The sequence below is a fragment of the Pedobacter psychrodurus genome (genome assembly GCF_004331735.1).
In the GTDB taxonomy this organism is placed as follows: domain Bacteria; phylum Bacteroidota; class Bacteroidia; order Sphingobacteriales; family Sphingobacteriaceae; genus Pedobacter; species Pedobacter psychrodurus.
In genome coordinates, this window is record NZ_SJSO01000014.1 from 63492 (window position 1) to 83540 (window position 20049).

18 protein-coding genes are annotated in these 20049 nt (G+C 37.4%); 8 read left to right on the forward strand and 10 right to left on the reverse strand.

Features of this window, described 5'->3' with window-relative positions:
* Positions 1–344 precede the first annotated feature (344 nt).
* From EZ456_RS16280 to EZ456_RS16300, 5 genes are all read right to left on the reverse strand, one after another.
* Complete coding sequence (locus EZ456_RS16280; protein WP_131531911.1) at positions 345–797, reverse strand: 3-oxoacyl-ACP synthase; 453 nt, start codon at positions 795–797, stop codon at positions 345–347.
* A 42-nt stretch (positions 798–839) separates the two neighbouring features.
* Positions 840–1184, reverse strand: coding sequence for a DUF1801 domain-containing protein (locus tag EZ456_RS16285; protein ID WP_131531913.1), 345 nt, complete (start codon positions 1182–1184; stop codon positions 840–842).
* 106 nt (positions 1185–1290) lie between these two features.
* Positions 1291–1866: a nitroreductase family protein gene (locus EZ456_RS16290; RefSeq protein WP_131531915.1), complete on the reverse strand. Its 576-nt coding sequence runs from the start codon at positions 1864–1866 to the stop codon at positions 1291–1293.
* Positions 1867–1991: 125 nt separating this feature from the next.
* Positions 1992–2552 (reverse strand): hypothetical protein, encoded by a 561-nt coding sequence (locus tag EZ456_RS16295; RefSeq protein WP_131531917.1) that lies wholly within the window; start codon positions 2550–2552, stop codon positions 1992–1994.
* A gap of 324 nt (positions 2553–2876) precedes the next feature.
* Positions 2877–3557, reverse strand: a complete 681-nt coding sequence (locus EZ456_RS16300; protein WP_131531919.1) for a hypothetical protein — start codon at positions 3555–3557, stop codon at positions 2877–2879.
* 468 nt (positions 3558–4025) lie between these two features.
* On the opposite strand from EZ456_RS16300, the gene EZ456_RS16305 reads away from it, so the two are divergent.
* The 5 genes from EZ456_RS16305 to EZ456_RS16325 all read left to right on the forward strand — a co-directional run bounded on the left by EZ456_RS16305 (position 4026) and on the right by EZ456_RS16325 (position 9102).
* Positions 4026–5648, forward strand: coding sequence for an ABC-F family ATP-binding cassette domain-containing protein (locus EZ456_RS16305; protein ID WP_131531921.1), 1623 nt, complete (start codon positions 4026–4028; stop codon positions 5646–5648).
* A gap of 166 nt (positions 5649–5814) precedes the next feature.
* Positions 5815–6507, forward strand: a complete 693-nt coding sequence (locus EZ456_RS16310) for a DUF4397 domain-containing protein (RefSeq protein ID WP_131531923.1) — start codon at positions 5815–5817, stop codon at positions 6505–6507.
* A gap of 122 nt (positions 6508–6629) precedes the next feature.
* Entirely contained in the window at positions 6630–7214 is a 585-nt protein-coding gene (locus EZ456_RS16315; protein ID WP_131531925.1) for an RNA polymerase sigma factor, read from the forward strand.
* Positions 7207–8427 (forward strand): hypothetical protein, encoded by a 1221-nt coding sequence (locus EZ456_RS16320; RefSeq protein WP_131531927.1) that lies wholly within the window; start codon positions 7207–7209, stop codon positions 8425–8427. Before EZ456_RS16315 ends, EZ456_RS16320 begins: the two co-directional genes overlap by 8 nt.
* 45 nt (positions 8428–8472) lie before the next feature.
* On the forward strand, positions 8473–9102 hold the full coding sequence (locus EZ456_RS16325; RefSeq protein WP_131531929.1) for a Uma2 family endonuclease: 630 nt from the start codon (positions 8473–8475) through the stop codon (positions 9100–9102).
* 90 nt (positions 9103–9192) lie between these two features.
* Here EZ456_RS16325 and EZ456_RS16330 read toward each other — a convergent pair whose 3' ends face one another.
* Entirely contained in the window at positions 9193–9699 is a 507-nt protein-coding gene (locus EZ456_RS16330) for an FKBP-type peptidyl-prolyl cis-trans isomerase (RefSeq protein ID WP_131531931.1), read from the reverse strand.
* 10 nt (positions 9700–9709) lie between these two features.
* Positions 9710–11719, reverse strand: a complete 2010-nt coding sequence (locus tag EZ456_RS16335) for a thioredoxin domain-containing protein (protein WP_131531933.1) — start codon at positions 11717–11719, stop codon at positions 9710–9712.
* 257 nt (positions 11720–11976) lie between these two features.
* Here EZ456_RS16335 and EZ456_RS16340 point away from each other — a divergent pair, with 257 nt between their 5' ends.
* Positions 11977–13074: a mandelate racemase/muconate lactonizing enzyme family protein gene (locus EZ456_RS16340; RefSeq protein ID WP_131531935.1), complete on the forward strand. Its 1098-nt coding sequence runs from the start codon at positions 11977–11979 to the stop codon at positions 13072–13074.
* A gap of 68 nt (positions 13075–13142) precedes the next feature.
* Here EZ456_RS16340 and EZ456_RS16345 read toward each other — a convergent pair whose 3' ends face one another.
* Positions 13143–14039 (reverse strand): glycoside hydrolase family 25 protein, encoded by an 897-nt coding sequence (locus tag EZ456_RS16345; protein ID WP_131531937.1) that lies wholly within the window; start codon positions 14037–14039, stop codon positions 13143–13145.
* A 140-nt stretch (positions 14040–14179) separates the two neighbouring features.
* Between EZ456_RS16345 and EZ456_RS16350 the strand changes: the two genes are divergently transcribed.
* Positions 14180–15427 carry an MFS transporter gene (locus EZ456_RS16350; RefSeq protein WP_131531939.1) on the forward strand — a complete coding sequence of 416 codons (1248 nt, stop codon included), beginning with the start codon at positions 14180–14182 and terminating at the stop codon, positions 15425–15427.
* Between the two features lie 20 nt (positions 15428–15447).
* On the opposite strand, the gene EZ456_RS16355 is transcribed toward EZ456_RS16350, so the two are convergent.
* Positions 15448–16428: a glycoside hydrolase family 43 protein gene (locus EZ456_RS16355; RefSeq protein WP_131531941.1), complete on the reverse strand. Its 981-nt coding sequence runs from the start codon at positions 16426–16428 to the stop codon at positions 15448–15450.
* A gap of 949 nt (positions 16429–17377) precedes the next feature.
* Positions 17378–18748 (reverse strand): dipeptidase, encoded by a 1371-nt coding sequence (locus EZ456_RS16360; RefSeq protein WP_131531943.1) that lies wholly within the window; start codon positions 18746–18748, stop codon positions 17378–17380.
* Between the two features lie 301 nt (positions 18749–19049).
* Between EZ456_RS16360 and EZ456_RS16365 the strand changes: the two genes are divergently transcribed.
* Positions 19050–20024 carry an SGNH/GDSL hydrolase family protein gene (locus tag EZ456_RS16365; RefSeq protein ID WP_131531944.1) on the forward strand — a complete coding sequence of 325 codons (975 nt, stop codon included), beginning with the start codon at positions 19050–19052 and terminating at the stop codon, positions 20022–20024.
* Positions 20025–20049 lie beyond the last annotated feature (25 nt).

The following is a 20049-nucleotide window of genomic DNA, read 5'->3' on the forward strand; positions in this document are numbered from 1 at the left end:
TTTTCTGCAGTCCTGCTTTTGGTACAAGTCCTGGTGAAAAACCAGGAGCTTTCCCCGTCAATCAGGTCTAGGTTTGAAGGGGCTTTGCTGCTATTAAAGGATTAAATAGCATTAGTGCTAAAAAGTTTATTTTCTACACTCTGCAACCCCAAATAGTACAACAAGTTTTGCCATATAAACCCGATCGAAGTGGTTCCGATTTAAGCACTATTCTTTTGTTTTTTATTGTGTACTTGCTTGTTTCACAGGTTTCATCGGAAAGAACGGAGAGCGGGTCTGCTATAACCTATGTGCTATTGTTCCTGCTTTCCAAAAAACAATTAGCTCAAACACTACATTTCGCTCTACAAAATCTCCTTAATATTATAATCTTTACCATTAAACTTAAAGCTTTCATTTATTGCTTTTCCGATCAAAAACCGCCCGATTGGTGAAGCCTGCGATACGGCGAAGAATTTTTGCCCATCGGTATTAAGCTCTCCTGCACTGATGCTGATATAAAAATTACCTTCAGAGGTTAAAACCAAACTTCCGTTCTTAACCAGGCGATCTGATTCTACATTTTCGATCTGCTGTAATGCAATTTTCTGCTGCCCGGCTTCGTATAACAATTTACTGTTACGGTCCATCTCCTGCTGCATCATTTCGCGTGTAGTTTCGTATTTATCGCCCGCGCTGCTTTTCGTATCATCGTTTGAGGCCTGCCTGGCTTGTTGTAAAGAATACTCGATGTTTTCTATCCTGTTTTGAATAAAAGTTAAGCAAAGCTGATAAAGTTTTGATTTTAATGCAGACATATATGATTATGGATAATGGAAGATGGGTGATGGATAATGGACTTATTTACGAAGGGCAAAGGCCTGTTTTAAAATAGATTCGATTTTCTTTTTAGGAATATCTTCTAAGTGGTTGATCAATAAAATTTTCATTCGGGCTCTTTTCTCTTGCAACAGATCTTCGTGTTCAATTTTATTTCCATCAACTAAACCAATATAAGGCTGATGGAGTTTTTTGTGTATCCAAAGATAACAGAACATTTTTCCTTTATGGTAATAAAAAGGCATTCCGTATTTCCAATGCTCTGTAATATCAGCATAACCCATTAAAAGCGACCTTAAATATTGAAGGCAACTTTTAATCGGCTCATCTTTTTGCTCGAAATAGTTGTCTAGAGGACTTAGCATAATGAATGATATTAGATGGATGATGGATCAGACTTAGTACTAAGTCGGAAGTCCGGAGTCCGAAGCCAATTAATTAGACTAAGGACTGAAGACTATGGACTCAAAACTACCCCTCTATCCACCTCACTTTTTCTTCCATCGAAGTTCGGTTTGGCTCCCAGGGTTTTTCGTTATGATAACCCATGTAAAATAAGCCGATGCATTTTTCGTTTTCAGCAAGACTTAAGAAATCGCCTAAATCGTCAATTAAAGGTGGGGAGCTCCAATAAGCACCAACCTTTAAACTTTCGGCGGTTAAAGCCATATTTTGAACAGCGCAGGAAACGGCTGCTAATTCTTCCCACTCCGGTATTTTACCACTCACCTGCATATTGATGGCAATAATGCAATCGGCCTGACTCGTTTTTTCGGCAAAGCTATCGTACTTTTTCTGTAAAAACTGTTCCGGGCTAACCAATTCCTTATACAATTTACCAAGTTCTTGACCAAGTTTTGTTAATCCATCCTTTCTGATCACTACAAAGCGCCAGGGTTGGGTTAATTTATGTGTTGGTGCATAATTAGCGGTTTCTAAAATCTGGTTGATCACCTCAACCGGAATTTCTTTTTTGATATAGCTTGCAGGGAAAATACTGCGCCGTTCTTTTATAACTTTTGAAATGATATCGTATGTTGCACTCATCTGGTAAAAATAGCTAAAAGCTGAAAGACTAAAGCTGAAAGAGAAAGACAAATTCGGTTTCGCTCAAAAGATTTGACACTGCACTAACTGAAAACCTTGAACAACTAACTGCAAGTTAGAAACAGTTAACTGCGAACAGCCAACTGTTTCCTAATCTGTTTAACTTTTGCAAAAAAGCCTATGCTTTCTTTATCCACCAGGAAGTCCATGGTTTGTAAAAGTTCTTCTCTTATCCAATTGTGTTTGGTGTTTAAATTGGCCAAAATATTCAGACAATGTGATTTTACAGCCACAGGAACTAGATCATCAATGAGCCAGGCAAAAACAACCTCAACCAAATGATCGGTATCATAATCGGCTAGAATTTTCTTGATTTCTATTGACGCATTTTTCTTGGTCATAAAAGCCAGGATTTTAACATAATGCCTCAATGCAGATAAATTACTTTGTTGTGGAAATTTCTCCAAAAAATAATTTATATATGGCATAAATCTCGGCTGATGGTTAGCAAATACATTTTCTAAAATCCATGCAGCCCTGAAACCGATTTGTTCGTCATGATAGAAGCTTAAATCGATCAGATCTTTTACCGAAAAGGTTTCTTCTGAAGCTATGGCAGCCAGTTTTTCTACTTTGCTTTTTTGAAGTGTGGTTTTTATGGTATTGAGCAAGGAGTGGTTTTGCATGAGACTAAAATAAATATTTTAGCAGATAAAACTTCTTTTTTTTTGGAACCTGAGTCGCTTTAAAAACTATTAATTGAAAACTGCAAACTAATTTGGGCGTTACCCAAGCTGCGCAAGGGTCGGGCTTTCCAGGGCTGCGCTACGCTCCGGTGCCGATAAAAAAATCGGCACTAAACCCTTACAATCCCTAACGCAAAACCCACTGCTTAAAATTAAATCGAGTTAATAAACCTCGTAGGTTTTTAAACGGCGCAGCCCTCAATGAGACCATTAAAACCAATTTAAATACGAATTAAACCTACGAGATTTATTTATTGATGGGATTTAACGTTCCGGAACAAAAGATTTATTCCCAAAAATATCGGTTTTGAAAACGCCGACCTTCTTACCGTTAACATCCTGTATAACTGTATCACCAAATACATCTTTTTTATACTTAGCTAATACATTTCCATGTTCATCTTCAACAATGGTATCGCCAAAAACATCATTTTTCTGTTTGCCTATTACCTTGACATTACCATCTTCTATGATGATGTTGCCCGAAATATCGGTTTTATAAATATTTAAGGTCTGGCCACGATCGTTTTCAATGATGATATTACCAAAAATATCAGTTTTTTGTTTGATAACCACTTCTGTTTTCCCATCACCGGGAACCAAACCTCCTAATGGCTTTGGCACCAGGTTTTGTTCACGTTCACTTTCTAACACCGTATTGCCAAAAAAATCTTTCTTTTGTGTACCTAAAATTTTTCCGGCTTCATTCTCCAATATGGTGTTGCCAAAAAAATCCTGCTTTTGCTTAGCTATGGTTTTACCATCTTTATCAACTACGATGGTATTGCCAAAAAAGTCTTTCTTCTGTTTACCGATGGTGTTATCTTTTGAATCGACCAGAATGGTATCGCCAAAAAAATCTACTTTATACTTATACTGGGTTTCTTGGCCATAAGCCACGACGGAAATAGTAGACATAATAATGCCTAGTGTTAATTTTTTCATTTTGATTTCATTTTGTGTGTAACACTAAAATACAAAAATTACGCTGATAAAAAGACTTGGCAGGCCGTATATTAATCTTATTATTTTTAGGCTTTGGGTTTTAAGTCATTGGCCAAAAGCACAGTCCATTCATCAATAAACCAGATTGAACGGAAATACTTTTAAAATAGCATTAACCCTGAATATAATGTCATGCTGAGGTACGAAGCATCTGCAACCTATGAAACAGATGCTTCGTGCCTCAGCATGACAGAAGTTGTTTTTAAAAGATTGAAGGGAAAGCGGGGCTGCTTAAGCCACGAAGAACAGAACCCTCCATTTCCCAACCTTTAACCTTTCAACTTTCCAGCAATCTAACACCTTCCTCCCTCAACCTTTATTTCAAATTATTAATCCCAAAGCTTTCCTTCTTCTGCCTTTCTACCCTCAACCTTTTTCCCTATCTTTGCGGCTTATTTCAATTATAGCATGATTTCAGTTTCTAATTTATCGTTACGATACGGCAAACGCACATTATTTGAAGATGTTAACCTAAAATTTACCCATGGCAACTGCTATGGCGTAATTGGGGCTAACGGCGCAGGTAAATCTACTTTTCTAAAAATTTTATCAGGAGAAGTTAACCAAACCTCTGGTAGCGTGGCTTTTACTCCAGGCGAAAGAATGGCGGTTTTAAAACAAAACCACTACGAATTTGATGAGTTTTCGGTATTAGAAACCGTAATGATTGGCCATAAAGAACTTTATGCTATCATGAAAGAGAAAGATGCCATATATATGAAAGAAGATTTCTCAGAGAAAGATGGCGAGCGTGCCGGAGAACTTGAAAATCTTTTTGCTGAAATGGATGGTTGGAACATGGAAAGCAATGCAGCAACCATGTTGAGCAATTTGGGTATAACCGAAGATAACCACTATAAATTATTAAAAGAGTTAGATAACACGCAAAAAGTACGTGTGTTATTGGCGCAGGCATTATTTGGTAATCCGGATATTCTATTATTGGATGAGCCAACCAACGATTTGGATATCGAAACCATTGCGTGGTTAGAGAACTTCTTAGCCGATTACCAAAGCATTGTATTGGTTGTATCGCATGATAGGCATTTTTTAGATGCAGTTTGTACGCATATTGTGGATATCGATTTCGCTAAAATGAGCATTTACACTGGTAATTATACTTTCTGGTACGAATCTAGTCAGCTGGCATTAAAACAACGCAGCGACCAGAACAAAAAAATGGAAGATAAGGTGAAGGAGCTACAGGAATTTATCCGTAGGTTCAGTGCAAATGCATCTAAATCAAAGCAGGCTACTTCTCGTAAAAAAGCTTTGGATAAAATTGATATCTCTGAAATTAAAGCATCGAGCAGAAAATACCCAGCCATTATATTCAACAACACTGGCCGTGAGGCTGGTGACCAGATTTTACAGGTAGAAAACCTGGGTATAAATGGAAATGATGGTGTGTTGTTCGATAAAATTACCTTCATGGTGAACAAAGGTGATAAAATAGCCGTATTATCTCAGAATAGCTTGGCTACCGCAGCTTTTTATGATGTTTTAACGGGCAGGGATGCAGACCATAGAGGTGAATTTAAATGGGGCGTTACCATCAGCACCGCTGATATTCCGAATGATAACTCAGAATATTTTGCAGGTAAAGATGAAAACCTGGTTGATTGGTTACGCGAGTATTCTGGTACTGATGCCGATGAACAATTTGTGCGTAGTTTCTTAGGTCGTATGTTATTCTCGGGCGAAGAAGTACTTAAAAACGTAAAAGTACTTTCAGGCGGCGAGAAAATGCGTTGTATGTTCTCTAGAATGATGTTACAACAGGCCAACTTGTTAATGTTTGATGAGCCAACCAATCACCTGGATCTTGAATCTATCGAGGCACTGAACAATGGCATGAAAGATTTTAAAGGTGCGATATTGTTTACCTCACGAGATCACCAGTTAACAGAAACCGTTGCCAACCGCATTATCGAAATTACACCAAAAGGTACTATTGATAAGTTGATGACTTATGATGAATACATTAACAGTAGTGATGTTGCGAAACTAAGAGAAGAAATGTACGCTTAGTTCTTCAATTAAAATATCGATTTAAAAGCCACATGCACTCCATGTGGCTTTTTCTTTATAAAAATCAAATCAGCTGTAGCGTTTTCAGTCCATTAATCGTTTTACAAGAAAAAGCGTTAATGGCCATTAACCAATTTTGTTCAAAAAATTGATTTAAAACATTAAAATGAAAACGAATTTGAAAAATTTTAGCACTACAAAAATTATTCTCTCTCTCTTAGCGATAGCTTTAACCATAACTGCCTGTAAAAAGGATTTTAACAACGATCCGATAGAAGCTGCTGGCATTGGCTTTGTTCATGCATCACCTGGAACTGCTGCTCTGGATTTTATATTGGATAACCAAAAAATAAATAGCTTTACCTACACTAAGGACTTAGGATATTATGCTGCTTACCCGGGAACAAGATTGGTTGGTGTTGCTAAAAAAGACTCTTTAAAATATTTAACCACAGCTACAGCTACATTAAAAGAAGGATCATTTTACTCGGTTTTCGTAGTAGATACTTTAAAATCCACAAAACTTTTAGTCCTGGAAGATGATTTAAAAGCACCCGAAACCGATAAGGCAAAAGTTCGCTTTGTAAACTTAAGTCCAGGTTCTGCTCCATTTGATTTAGCTATTGCAGGTACAGAAGCACCTTTATTTACAGCAAAAGCATTTAAAGAGTTTACCACTTTTAGCAATATTGCGCCGAATGACAGCTATACTTTCCAATTAAAACAAGGCGGAACAGTTAAAGTTAGCTTACCAGCTGTTAAAATCGAAAAAGGCAAGATTTATACCATCTGGGCTAAAGGCTTATCGAGCAAAACCGATAGTACGGGAGTTGGGTTATCAGTGATGACAAACAAATAAAAATATTTCACACTACCTGTGGAAACGAAAATTGACACCACTCAAAAAATTGGGTGGTGTTATTTTCTTAAATTTGCAATAATTAATCATGATAAACCTTTAATAAATAGTCCTTTACAGGGGTGATAAAAAAAATACTCAGTTTTGAGGAAATTTTAAAAGGCTGTGTAAAAAACGACAATGGCTGTAAAGAAATGATGTATAAATCATTTTATGGCTATTTAATGGGCATAATTTTAAGGTATACAAAGAACCCTTCGGACAGTGAAGAGCTTGTAAATGACAGCTTTATCAAGATTTTCAAACATGTTGGTGGCTTCAAAGCACCAAAGAATCCAGAAGAATTACAGCGATCGTTTAAAGGTTGGATTGCCCAGATTGCTTCGCGGACAGCGATAGATAAAATACGAAGTACGAAAGTTCAATTTTATGTTGATGATTTAGCAGAAAGTGAACATCCGGTTACTCAGGTTTCGATTGCTTCGGAGTTACATGTTAATGATATTTTGAATTTACTAAATCACTTACCAGATACGCAGAGACTGGTATTTAACTTATATGAAATTGAGGGTTTTGCCCACGATGAAATTTCGAAGATGTTAAACATTCCCGAAAGTTCCAGTCGTGTTTACCTTACACGTTCTAAAAATAAGTTACGTACCCTTTACCTAAATACCATGGTTAATTCATACGAAAAAAATGGATAAGGAATTAATTGAGCATATTACCGCACAACTCCAAAACCATGAGGAAACATACCCTAATGGTGCCTGGGAGCGCTTTTCGGAGAAAAAAAATAAGAAACGAGGCATTGCTTTTTGGCCTTTGTGGGCTGCTGCTGCCTTAATTTTTATCTTCGGAGGTGTATTTTTTATGCAAAACACCATAGATCAGAAAAAAGAGATTGCGATAACTAAACCTAAAGCCCAGCAAAATCCTGCGGCCGATGGGAATACAAATGCGATTACTGAAACTCAAACCAATCCTACTTCATTAAATAGCAATGCAACTGCTGCAAATAATTTCGCTGCCAATCGCTCATCCAAAACTACTGAAAGCATAAAACCATTATTAACACAACAGACCAATCATACGTTTATCAATCCAACAGAAGAATTAGCTCCTGTAAACAATAATCTTTTGGATAACAAGCTTGCCGGTTTTAACCTTTCAAACCTGAAATCAAAACAGGTTGATATTTTAACGGAAAAGAAGAAACCTCAACCAATTACGCAAACAAGTTTTGAAAGACTGCTTGCCCACGATAGTTATGCAAATCAGCAAAAATCGCCATCCAAAACAAACGAAAATTCTAAATGGCAGCCTGATGTGTACGTTGCCCCAGCGATGGGTAATGACAATAAAGTAACCATGAACTATGGCTTTTCTTTATCGTATGCTATAGCCAATAAATTATCGATAAGCTCGGGGGTTTCTTATGCTTCTATTAGCACCACCGAATCGTTAAATGCTGCTGCGCCACAAACTTTATCAGGCAAAAACCTCGAGTCGGTTGATGCTAAAGTGCGCGGAATTAACGTTCCTTTAGAATTAAAATACAACATAAGTGATAAACTCTACACCAATATAGGGGTTTCTGCACTAGCTGTTTTAAACAACTCGCAGCAGAACAACTACATTGTAAACCAGGTGCAGAATTTTTCTTCCACAACAGCAAATGGCTATGCCGATTCGAAGACGATGATTGTGAAAGAAAAAACTACTGAACCACAGCCCGAAGCCAATATAGATCCTGATAAATACATCGGATTTTATAATTTCTCGCTCGGTTATAAACAAAAAATATCCAAAAAGAACAATATTGCCATCGAACCTTTTTTAAGGTTGCCCATGAAAACTTTCTCTAAAGAAAACCTCAATCTCACCAACGGTGGACTGCGTTTGAAGATTGATTTTTAAGAAAAAAACACTAAGATATTTAGTATATTTGGTTAAATACCCAATATGAAGAATATCAAACCATATCCAAATGAAGATGAACTACCTGAAATTAAGACACTTAATGAGGTCGATTTTTCTGCAACTCACAGTTATGCAGATTATTTGCGTTTCGCCTTTGATGAACGTTTAGAAATCATTAAAGGGCACTTATTTAAAATGAGTCCCGCGCCTTCTAGGATTCATCAAGGAGTTTTAACCAATATTTTCGGACCGATATATAATATTCTGAAAGGAAAACAATGTCATGTTTACACTGCACCATTTGATGTTAGATTAGCAAAGAAAACTCAGGATGACAAAGAAGTTTTTACTGTAGTACAACCTGATATTGTGGTGGTTTGCGATCAAACAAAATTGGATAAACGTGGATGTATTGGTGCACCAGATATTGTGGTTGAAATTTTATCGCCAGGGAATAATAAAAAGGAATTGATCAATAAATATGAGGTTTATGAAGAAGCAGGTGTTAAAGAATACTGGATTGTAAGTCCTTCGGAAAAAACATTTTTCAGATATATCCTTGATGATAAGGGCAAGTTTCAACCAACAAAACTGCTAACCCTTGGCGAAGTAGTAAGTACTTCGATTATGCCAGGATTTTTACTTATTCTGGAAGAGGTTTTTCAAGATTAAATCATAGATATATTAATGAAAGAAGTCAAGTTTAAATAGCAATTTGCTATTTAAAACTTGACTTCTTTAAAAATCGTCTATATCTATTAATTAGTGACCTGAATGACCGTCAGCTCCGTGCGCATGACCATGAGCCAGTTCATCTTGAGTGGCTTCACGTACATTTAAAATCACACCGTTAAATACTAAATTTTTACCAGCCATTGGGTGGTTTAAATCTACTGAGATGGTTTCGTCGTGAACAGCCGTAACACCTGCTCTAAACTGGTTACCATTGTTATCTTGCAATGGAATAACATCACCAACATTTGGTAATTCGCCACCAGCTTCAGTAAACATTGTTTTTGGTAAATCGGCAAAAGCACCTGGATCGATATCGCCATAACCATCTGCAGCAGATAGCTCGAAGCCATATTCATCACCAGTTTTCAAACCGGTTAAATGCTCTTCAAATTTAGGCAACATCATGCCAACGCCATATAAAAATACTAAAGGATTTTCTTCGTCAGCTTTTTCGACAAAAACTTGTTGTCCTTCTTCGTTAGTAGTATGCAATTCGTAAGTTAACGCTACTACAGAGTTTGGTGAAATATTCATTTAAATTAATTTATTGTAAATACTCTAATGCGTCCTCAACAGTGTTAACCGGCAACTGGCATACTTTATTTCGGCAAATATAAACTTTTGTTTCATTGCTTTGCTTACCTTTTAACAGCGGTAGGTTACTTTTTGTTCCGCCCAATGTAATTTTGTTCGGAATATAATGTCCACTTAATGCTAATTTAACAACATCGCTTTCCAAACCGGTAATGGCAATTTCGTTTATTCCATAAATTTCGTTCAGTAGCTGAATGGCCCAGTTCGAATAAGCAGAACCATAACTTTTTATCTTAGGATGAACTGCAGCAAGCATTTCTGCGGCTTTGTCGGCATATTGTTCTACATCAAAAAGTAATCCCAGTTTCTTTAAATTTTGTGCCATGGTAGAGTTTGAAGCCGGAATTACATTATCCATTACTTCATGTTTACGGGCAATTAATTCTTCACCCTCTGCAGAGGTGTAGAAAAACATTGGGGAATCTGCATCCGTAAAATTAGTGATCACATAATCGGTCAATGATTTGGCCTCTTCTAACCATTTTTCATCAAAATCAGCTTCATACAGGGCTATTAGTGCTTCAATAAAAAAAGCATAATCGTCTAAAAAGCCTGTAATAGAGGCCTTTCCGTTTTTATAATTGCGGTATAAGCCACCATTTTCTGATTTTAAGTGATTTAAAATAAAATTGGCCGCAGTTGAAGCTTTTTCATAATATGGTTTATGATTTAACACCTCTGCAGCATCAGCCAAAGCTTTAATCATCATACCATTCCAGGCAGTTAAACATTTATCATCCAAACCCGGACGGATCCTTTTGCTCCGAACCGCTAGTAATTTTGCTTTAGCCAACTTTACTTTATCGGAGAGTACTTCTGCTTCCATATCAAATTCTGCAAGCAGATCATCATCACTGATGGTTTTACGCAAAATATTGGTTTGTTCTTCTTCCCAGTTACCTTCTTCGGTAATGTTGTAATAAGCGCCGATTAATTGGGCATCTTCTCCTAAAACCTGATCAAACTCTGCTTTGTCCCAGATGTAAAACTTGCCTTCCACCCCTTCGCTATCTGCATCCAGTGCCGAATAAAACAATCCATCTGCCGAAGTCATCTCATCAAAAACCCAATTAATGGTTTCAATTACAGTTTGCTTAAACGAATCGAACCCGGTACACTGGTACGCTTCTGCATACAAACTAATCAATTGTGCATTATCATACAGCATCTTCTCAAAATGTGGCACATGCCATTTATCATCAACCGAATAACGGGCAAAGCCGCCGCCAATCTGATCATAAATCCCGCCACGGCTCATTTCTTCGAGGGTATGGCAAACAGCAGTAAAAACTGATTCATCATCTTTTAAAAAGCCATAGCGCAATAAAAAAACCCAATTATTGGGCAATGGGAATTTTGGTGCACGGTTATAACCGCCGTAACCAATATCGAAATGACGTTTCCAGGGATCGATAATTTCAGTTAAATGTTCATGGGTATATTCTGCTGCTGTAACCGCAGGGATTATTTTTTCGCTGTCTTTAATGCCCGAAGTTAACCGCTCTGCGTATTGAATGGCCTTATCGGGTTCATTTGCCCAAAGTGCAGCAACATTTTCCAGAATATTGATCCAATCATTTTTCCGGAAATAGGTTCCACCATAGATTGGACGTTGATCTGGCAAACAAATACAATTTAAGGGCCAGCCTCCGCTACCTGTCATGAGTTGGATGGCATACATATAAATCTGATCAATATCCGGACGCTCCTCACGGTCTACCTTGATACAGATAAAATGACGGTTCATCACCTCAGCTACTTCATAATTCTCGAAACTTTCGCGCTCCATTACATGGCACCAATGGCAGGCCGAATAACCAATGCTGACCAATATCAGTTTATGCTCCACTTTGGCTTTTTCTAATGCCTCTATGCCCCATTCGTACCAATTAACAGGATTATGGGCATGTTGCAATAAATATGGCGATGAAGCGTGGATTAAGTTATTGGTTTCTGACATGGTATATGATGTAAAATGTTAGAGGGAAGATGGAATTTAATTTGAGGCGTAAATCTATTAATAATCTACAAACCTGTTTCTATTTAGTTTTTGTTTTTATACTTTAGTTGGAAATCTATCTGATGAATGAAATTAAACACCAATGAGTTATTTAATCGAAATGTGACGCAGTGCGTCAAGAATTGAGTTGTACAAACTTTACTCCCCTCGATTAACAAACCTTATACCTTTTACCTTCTACCCTCAACCTTAAAAAAATGAAAATCACCCATACCGAAATATACCGCTTTAGCATACCAATGGAGCCCTTTGTTATTGCAACAGGAACCATGCATTTTGCCCAGAATGTACTAGTTAGGATTTATACAGACACTGGCATTCACGGAATTGGCGAGTGCTCCGCTTTCCCGATGATTGTAGGTGAAACTCAGGAAACATGTATTGCGATGGCTAAAGATTTCGCCGCGATTTTAAAGGGTAAAGATCCTTTAGAGATTCCCGAGCGGATGAACGATTTATTAGGTTATGCAGATCATAACAATACCATTAAAAGTGCTTTTGATATGGCATTATTTGATATTGCCGCCAAAAACGCCAAATTACCACTGTATAAATTTCTGGGTGGAACCAAACGCACCATAGAAACCGATATGACCATTGGCATCGATACACCAGGGGGAATGGCCACTACAGCGTTGAAGTATAAAAACCAGGGTTGTCGCATCCTAAAAATTAAGCTGGGCAAAAAAGTGCATGATGATATAGAAAGGGTTAAACACATCCGCGAAGCAGTAGGCGAAGATTTGATTTTACGCCTGGATGCCAATCAGGGTTGGAGTTTTGATGATGCTTTATTTGCTTTAGGCGAGTTAGAAAAATACAATATTGAGTTTTGTGAACAACCCATGCGAACCTGGTACGATGATAAATTACCAGAACTGAATGTAAATTCACCGATTAAATTAATGGCTGATGAAAGCTGCTACAACCATCATGATGCCCGTAAATTGATTAATAGCCAGTCTACAACCTATTTAAACATTAAATTTTCGAAATCAGGAGGAATTTTAGAAGCACAAAAAATCCATGAAGAAGCCTTACAGCGAGGTTTAAAATGCATGATTGGGAGCATGCTCGAAACTCGGATTGCTTTAAGTGCCAACCTACATTTTGCCTTGGCCAGCCCTAATGTTGAGTTTTTCGACTTAGATACAGCGCTATTGGGACACTTGGTTGACCCTGTGGTTGGTGGCTTAACATATAACGGCTATTTTCTTGATGTTCCCGAAGAAATCGGTATCGGTGCAGAAGCTGATGAATTTTTCCTGGAGAAATGTGAAAGCTGGACGGTGTAGCTGTAATAGTTTGGAGTTGAGCGTTTGGCGTTTGGAGTCGATTATCCGATTTAAACAATTAACCTTAACTAACGAACCAACATTTGATCTAAAGCCAAACTATCACCATTAAAAGCATTAAAATCAACTACATGGCCAATGCCATTAATTTTGGCCTTGTCAGAATGTTGCCAAAATTTCCAGCGGCTTTTATCTATCCTTAACTTTGGCTGATAATAATGGGCAATCCACAGGGGATAATCATCAAAATGATCGGCTAAATAATCTTCGTAAAATTTAAGCCCCGTATAAACAATTGGTCTTACTTTGGTTTTCATTTCTACATAATTTAGAAAATCAGAAAGTTCTGCCCTCATTTTTAGCGGTGAAACGCCATCTAAAGATTCAATATCTACAACGGGTGGCAAATCACCTTTCTCAATATGTACCACTTGTAAGAAAAATTTAGCCTGCGTTTTACCATCCTTTTTAGGCCTGAAGAAGTGATAAGCACCGCAAATAATCCCTGCTTTTGGTGCCTCTCGCCAGTTGCGTTGAAAATATGGATCAACGAGCATCAGTCCTTCGGTAGCTTTGATAAAAGCAAAACGGATACTGACCTCATCCTCTTTCATTTCCTTTACTTTTTGCCAGTTTATTTTGCCTTGGTAATAAGAAACATCGATACCATGAATGGTATATTTTTTAGGAATTTTGATATTAAAACTCTCGTAAGTTCTGTAATTAGGGTCTTGCCCCCAGTCTTTAACCCACCGCCAGGTAGCTACAAAGCCCTTTAATACATAGCCGTAATAAAATGGAGAGAGTAAAATCAACAACAAACCTGCAATAGCCAATTTAAGCTGAACGGAAAGCACAGCTTTCTTTTCTCTGCCTGTTGTAGGTTTTCTGGTTACAGGTTTCTTAGCAGCAGGTTTTCTGGCAACTGGGCTTTTGTTTATTGGGGTTCTTTTCTCTGGCGGCATTTGATCGGTTTCCGGATGCAAATTTGTGAAAAATTATGGGATATTTTTTGTTCATCTTTTTTAGCTTAATAAGCGGATATTGAATTCAGATGATTAAATAATATCTGGCTTTTGGTATTTTTACGACATCTAAATACACCATGTTCAAACTTATTTTCAATACCTATAAAACATCTTTCAGCGGATTAAGCAGAGAAACCTGGCTTTTAAGCATTGTAATGATGTTTAACAGATGTGGGAGCATGGCTGTTCCGTTTATGGGCTTATACGTTACCCAAAGTTTACATCGCTCGGAAATGGACGCGGGTTTAATTATCACCTTATTTGGTGCAGGTTCAATTCTGGGCTCAGCAACAGGAGGAAAATTAACCGATATGATTGGTTTCCGTCCTGTACAAATCCTTTCTTCGATAGTAGGTGGTTTACTTTTCATCCTCTTTTCTACCATTACCCATTTTTATAGCTTATGCATTTTAACTGTTGTCATCAGCTTTTTTTCTGAGGCATTCCGCCCAGCAAATTTTACAGCTGTTGCTCACTACGCTGCAGAAGGCACTATAACAAGATCATATTCTTTAAATAGATTGGCAGTAAACATCGGTTGGTCAGTAGGCATTAGCTTGGCAGGAATAATCGCTTCAATTAATTATAAGCTTTTGTTTATTGTTGAAGGTGGGGTAAGCATTATTGTTGGTTTATTAATCCTGTCGTTTTTACCGCAAGTGAAAGATTTTATTAAAAAGGCCAAAGAAAATGCCAGTAACATGATCATTATGAAACCGTGGGAAGATATCTTCTATGTAAAATTCATTCTACTCACTACTGCTTTTATTACCTGCGCCTTTTTAATGTTTAGGGTTGTTCCGGTATTTTTTAAAGAACAATGGCATATTGATGAGTTTCAAATCGGAATTATTATAGGCCTTAATGGAGCCCTAATCGCTTTGTTTGAAATGATCATGATTAATAAGATTGAAGCAAAAAGATCACCAATGTTTTTTATCATTGTTGGTGCAGTTCTTTTTGCAATTTCGTATATTATATTAAGTGCCCCGGTTAGTTTCCATATTGTTGCAGCAGTACTTACTATTGTAGTTTTTACCTGCGGAGAGATGCTCACTTTACCTTTTATAAACACCATCGTTATTAGTAGAAGTAACGAGCACAACAGGGGCTTATATGCAGCAGGCTATACTTTGAGCTGGTCGTGCGCGCAGGTTATTGGCCCATTGTTTGGATTCTTTATTGCCAAAAACTTAGGTTACAACTGGCTTTGGCTAGGCCTTGCCGGAATGCTTTTATTATGCACCTGGGGTTTTAATACACTTAATAAAAAGCAGACAAAAACTGTTTTAGAAAAAAGTGAAGGTCAGCTGGAAATTGAATAAAATCTCCAGCCGAACAGCAATTATTTTACTTTCTGGGCTTTTACACCTTCATTCGTAATTTTTACGGGAAGAATATTACCATCCGCATCAAACTTCATTTCATCGATACAAGTAACGCGATGGTTACCATCAGTTTCGGTTAAGGGGCGACGGTGGTAAACAATGTAGTATTGTCCTTTTTTCTCGTTAATAATTACAGAGTGATGGCCTGCACCAGTAGCAATTGAGGCATCTTGTTTTAATATTTTACCAATCCTTTTAAACGGACCGAATGGCGAATCGCCAACGGCATAAGCTACTGAGTAGTCGGGACCAGTCCAGCCGCCTTCGCTCCACATGAAATAATATTTACCATTTCTAATGAACATATATGGGCCTTCTACATAATTATCAGGTGTAATTTCTTTAAAGGTTGTGCCATCTTCAAAAGGCAAAAAGCCTGTAAAATCTTTATTTAACTTGGCAATATTACAATGTTTCCAGCCACCGTAAATTAAGTAATACTGGCCATCTTTATCTTTAAACACAAACTGATCAATAGGTTGGGCGCCATTATGAAATTTATCGACCAAAGGTTTGCCTAAGTGGTCTTTATATGGTCCTTCTGGTTTATCGGCAACGGCAACCCCAATTCCGCCTATTTCTTTGTCGCTTTGGATATCGTTGGCGCCAAAAAACAGGTAATACTTTTTGTCTTTTTGAACAATTGCAGGAGCCCACATCGCTTTGTTGGCCCATTTTACAGCAGCAGTATCTAAAATGTGTGGATGTTTTTTCCATTTTACCAAATCATCTGATGAAAAGGCATCTAAAAAAACCTGCTCTTTGTATCTCGCAGAATAAGTGGGATAAACCCAATACTTATTATTAAAAATAGCAGCATCAGGGTCTGCATACCAACCTTGAAATATTGGATTTCCAGATTGCTTAATCGTTTTAGTATCTTGAGCTAAAGAAGCAAATCCGGATAAAAGTAAAAGAGATGAGAATAGGTATTTCATGGCAGCAATTTAGAAAAAAATCTGTGTTAAAAAAATACTGTCTTAGTTTAACCGAAAAGTGCAGAAAGTAAAAGCGCAAAGATGTTTAAAGATGAAGATGCTCTTCGAGTCTGCTCAGACGGACAACCGCCCCCGTTTAAAAAGCATATAAAAAGTTAAGATTATATTTCCTTTTCTTTGGAAAGCAGTGACAGTGCTTTTAGGATGTGGCAGCCCCGCCCCCGTTTCTGCCAATGAAACCTGTGAAACAAGCAAACACACCAAAAAATAACAAAAATAAGTGCTTAAATTGGCATCTCACTCCGGTCGGGTTTAGGTGGCACGGATATTACTACTATTTAGGCTTGCAGAACAAATAACCAGTGCCCTTGCAGGAGCAGGCCTTTCAAATGATGAACTGCCCTCTAATAAACCCGACAAAGCTAAATAGCCCGCAGCGAAGCGAGGACTATTTAGCTTTGTCGGGACTGCAGTACCTATGAAAAATAGGTCAATCATTTCCAAAAACCAATTATTTAAAATACTTATTCACTTTTTTGGAAAGCAAAACTTACAGCAAATAGGTTAAAGCAGCCCCGCCCTTCGTTACAAATCCTCGCCCTCATGCTTCGGTCTGCGGGTTTTACACTGCAGTCGGGTTTAAGTGGCAAGACCCGTAATACTATTTAAAGCTTCAAACTGCATTATTAGCGCCATTGCATGAATAGGTTTTGCTTCGAAGAACCGCCACCTGTTAAATAAACCCGACAGCAGCGGCATCCCGTTTTTTTCATCGGGATAAAGCGAATGGCGGGACTATAACACCTATGAAACACTAAACGTTCATTTACAAAAAATCAAGATTCGCTTTCAAAAAAAATCCCTGCTTATATTAAATAGGCAGGGATGGTATTCGACTCCGCTCAGACTGACAAATATAATTTTGTTCAGCCTGAATGCGTGGTTAAGCTTATTTGCTCAGCTCTGCGAAATATTTATGAAATAACGGTAGAGTCTCTATTCCTTTATAATAATTGTAAATATCATATTTTTCATTCGGAGAGTGTAGTGCATCACTATCTAAACCGAAGCCAAAAAGCACCGATTTAATACCCAGTGCATCTTCAAACAAAGCCACAATAGGAATACTGCCTCCACCACGTGTTGGAATAGCCTTTTTACCAAAACTATCTTCAATTGCTTTTTCGGCTGCTTGATAGGCAATACTATCCGTTGGGGTTACTACCGGTTCGCCACCATGGTGAGGGGTAACTTTAACCTTAACATTTTTAGGTGCAATGCTTTCGAAATGTTTAGTAAAAATCTCAGCAATTTCTTTAGAACTTTGGTGTGGAACCAAACGCATAGAAATTTTTGCATTGGCTTTACTAGGCAATACGGTTTTTGCGCCTTCGCCTATATAACCGCTCCAAATTCCGTTTACTTCTAAAGTTGGACGGGTACCTGTACGCTCTAAGGTTGAATAACCTTTCTCGCCCCAAACTTCTTCGATATCTAAATCCTTTTTGTATTCTGCTTCGTCGTAAGGTGCAGAATTTAATGCTTTTTTCTCCTCATCTGTTAACTCAAGCACTTTATCATAAAAGGCAGGGATAGTGATGTGGTTATTTTCATCGTGTAATGAAGCGATCATTTTACAAAGAATAGTAGCTGGATTAGCCACTGCCCCACCGTAAACTCCAGAGTGTAAATCGCGGTTCGGACCAACTACTTCAACTTCCATGTAAGCTAAACCACGTAAACCAGTTTCGATTGATGGGTGTTCCATGCTGATCATTGAAGTATCAGAAATTAAAACTACATCGGCTTTTAAACGATCTGCATTCGCTTTTACAAAAATACCCAGATTTGCAGAACCTACCTCCTCTTCACCTTCAATCATGAATTTAACGTTACAAGCTAAAGTATTGGTTTGCATCATCAGTTCGAATGCTTTTACATGCATGTAAAACTGTCCTTTATCATCGCAAGCACCGCGGGCATAAATTTTACCATCGCGTACTGTTGGCTCAAAAGGTGGTGTATGCCAAAGTTCTAATGGATCTGCCGGTTGAACATCGTAGTGACCGTATATTAAAACTGTTGGTAAAGAAGCATCTATAATTTTTTCGCCATAAACAATAGGATATCCTGCAGTTGGGCAAATTTCTACCTGATCAGCACCTGCATCTTTTAATTTCTGCGCAACATAATCAGCTGTTTTTAAAACATCGCCTTTGTATTTCGGATCAGCACTAACCGATGGAAAACGCAATAACTCAAACAACTCATCTAAAAAACGTTGTTTGTGCGTTTCTACATAATTTTTAATCTCTTGCATAACAAAATGAATTTGGACAAATATAGGCTTTACCAAATAAATGGCACAGTAAGCGGCTAATAAATTATCCTCATATAGGCCTAAAAATTTGCTTATAACCAGATGGTTAATGGCTTTAATTATTTTTTTTAGTGCTCAAAATCACTGTGTTACCTTTCAAACTTAAAACCCGTCTTTTAATAGATACAAAAAAATGATTTAATGTTTGTAAAAAAGAATAGCACAGCATTATTTATATTTACTTTTTTGTAAATTGCGCAAATAACAGATATCCTTAATCCTGTACGAAAGAATTTTAACAATGAAATTTAGCGCAAAAGTATTTTTATCACTGCTGCTACTTCTTTGTATCCGAATTTCTTCTTTCGCACAAGCTCAGAATCCTACTCGTGTAAGTTGTCCGGAAGCCGCACAATACTATTCAAAAGACAGTATAAATATCGTAACCTTTGGAGCCAGTACTGTTGAGGGCGTAAAAGGATTGGGTTTCCAAACCATGCTACAGAACAATTTTATAAATTGTTATACTAATAAGATAGTCGATATTACCAATCATGGTATTGGTGGCCAAACTACTTTCCAGGGATTGCTCAGAATTGATAATGCAATAGCCAATAGAACAGGCTTTATAGTTATTGATATGGGTATTAATGATGCTATAGCTATAGCTGCCGGCAAAGGAAGTATAGCCGAAAGTGTTGCTAATATGAGGGTTTTGATTACAGCAAGCCTTAAACAGAGGTTAGTTCCAATTTTGTGTACACTTCAGTTTGTTGATGATAGGACCAATAAGAGTTATGTTGCTGTAAATACTAATATCAGAAACCTGAATACTGCATACCGAAAACTGGTAACGGAGTATAAAATATATTTAGCAGATGTAAATGCTGCTATGAGGCGCGATTTCTCACTTTATCAGGATGCATTTCATCCAAATGCACGCGGTTACAGATTGGTGAGCTATGTTATTTTCGACGCTATTAATAAAGCAATTTTTGATAAATTCTTAAAGTTTACCGTTACTCAGAATTACCCAAATCCTGCAGCCATGCAAACATTTATTGATGTAGTTTTACCAGAAGCGGATAAAATTAATATCCAGATTTACGATTTAATGGGCCGATTGGTTAAAACAGTAGTAAACGAATACCTTAATACGGGAAAACACACTTTAGAAATCAATACCTCTACGTTTGTTCCCGGCATTTATTTCTTTAAAATCTCTTCCGATTCTGGCCAGTATAATACTGCAAAAAAGTTTATCGTAGCGAGGTAACAAAAGATTTAAACATTAGTCTATT

What these genes read in the sequence shown, in the direction of transcription:
- EZ456_RS16280 (WP_131531911.1), bottom strand. Translation starts at nt 797, where the DNA reads ATGTCTGCATTAAAATCAAAACTTTATCAGCTTTGCTTAACTTTTATT.
- EZ456_RS16285 (WP_131531913.1), bottom strand. Translation starts at nt 1,184, where the DNA reads ATGCTAAGTCCTCTAGACAACTATTTCGAGCAAAAAGATGAGCCGATT.
- EZ456_RS16290 (WP_131531915.1), bottom strand. Translation starts at nt 1,866, where the DNA reads ATGAGTGCAACATACGATATCATTTCAAAAGTTATAAAAGAACGGCGC.
- EZ456_RS16295 (WP_131531917.1), bottom strand. Translation starts at nt 2,552, where the DNA reads ATGCAAAACCACTCCTTGCTCAATACCATAAAAACCACACTTCAAAAA.
- EZ456_RS16300 (WP_131531919.1), bottom strand. Translation starts at nt 3,557, where the DNA reads ATGAAAAAATTAACACTAGGCATTATTATGTCTACTATTTCCGTCGTG.
- EZ456_RS16305 (WP_131531921.1), top strand. Translation starts at nt 4,026, where the DNA reads ATGATTTCAGTTTCTAATTTATCGTTACGATACGGCAAACGCACATTA.
- EZ456_RS16310 (WP_131531923.1), top strand. Translation starts at nt 5,815, where the DNA reads ATGAAAACGAATTTGAAAAATTTTAGCACTACAAAAATTATTCTCTCT.
- EZ456_RS16320 (WP_131531927.1), top strand. Translation starts at nt 7,207, where the DNA reads ATGGATAAGGAATTAATTGAGCATATTACCGCACAACTCCAAAACCAT.
- EZ456_RS16325 (WP_131531929.1), top strand. Translation starts at nt 8,473, where the DNA reads ATGAAGAATATCAAACCATATCCAAATGAAGATGAACTACCTGAAATT.
- EZ456_RS16330 (WP_131531931.1), bottom strand. Translation starts at nt 9,699, where the DNA reads ATGAATATTTCACCAAACTCTGTAGTAGCGTTAACTTACGAATTGCAT.
- EZ456_RS16335 (WP_131531933.1), bottom strand. Translation starts at nt 11,719, where the DNA reads ATGTCAGAAACCAATAACTTAATCCACGCTTCATCGCCATATTTATTG.
- EZ456_RS16340 (WP_131531935.1), top strand. Translation starts at nt 11,977, where the DNA reads ATGAAAATCACCCATACCGAAATATACCGCTTTAGCATACCAATGGAG.
- EZ456_RS16345 (WP_131531937.1), bottom strand. Translation starts at nt 14,039, where the DNA reads ATGCCGCCAGAGAAAAGAACCCCAATAAACAAAAGCCCAGTTGCCAGA.
- EZ456_RS16350 (WP_131531939.1), top strand. Translation starts at nt 14,180, where the DNA reads ATGTTCAAACTTATTTTCAATACCTATAAAACATCTTTCAGCGGATTA.
- EZ456_RS16355 (WP_131531941.1), bottom strand. Translation starts at nt 16,428, where the DNA reads ATGAAATACCTATTCTCATCTCTTTTACTTTTATCCGGATTTGCTTCT.
- EZ456_RS16360 (WP_131531943.1), bottom strand. Translation starts at nt 18,748, where the DNA reads ATGCAAGAGATTAAAAATTATGTAGAAACGCACAAACAACGTTTTTTA.
- EZ456_RS16365 (WP_131531944.1), top strand. Translation starts at nt 19,050, where the DNA reads ATGAAATTTAGCGCAAAAGTATTTTTATCACTGCTGCTACTTCTTTGT.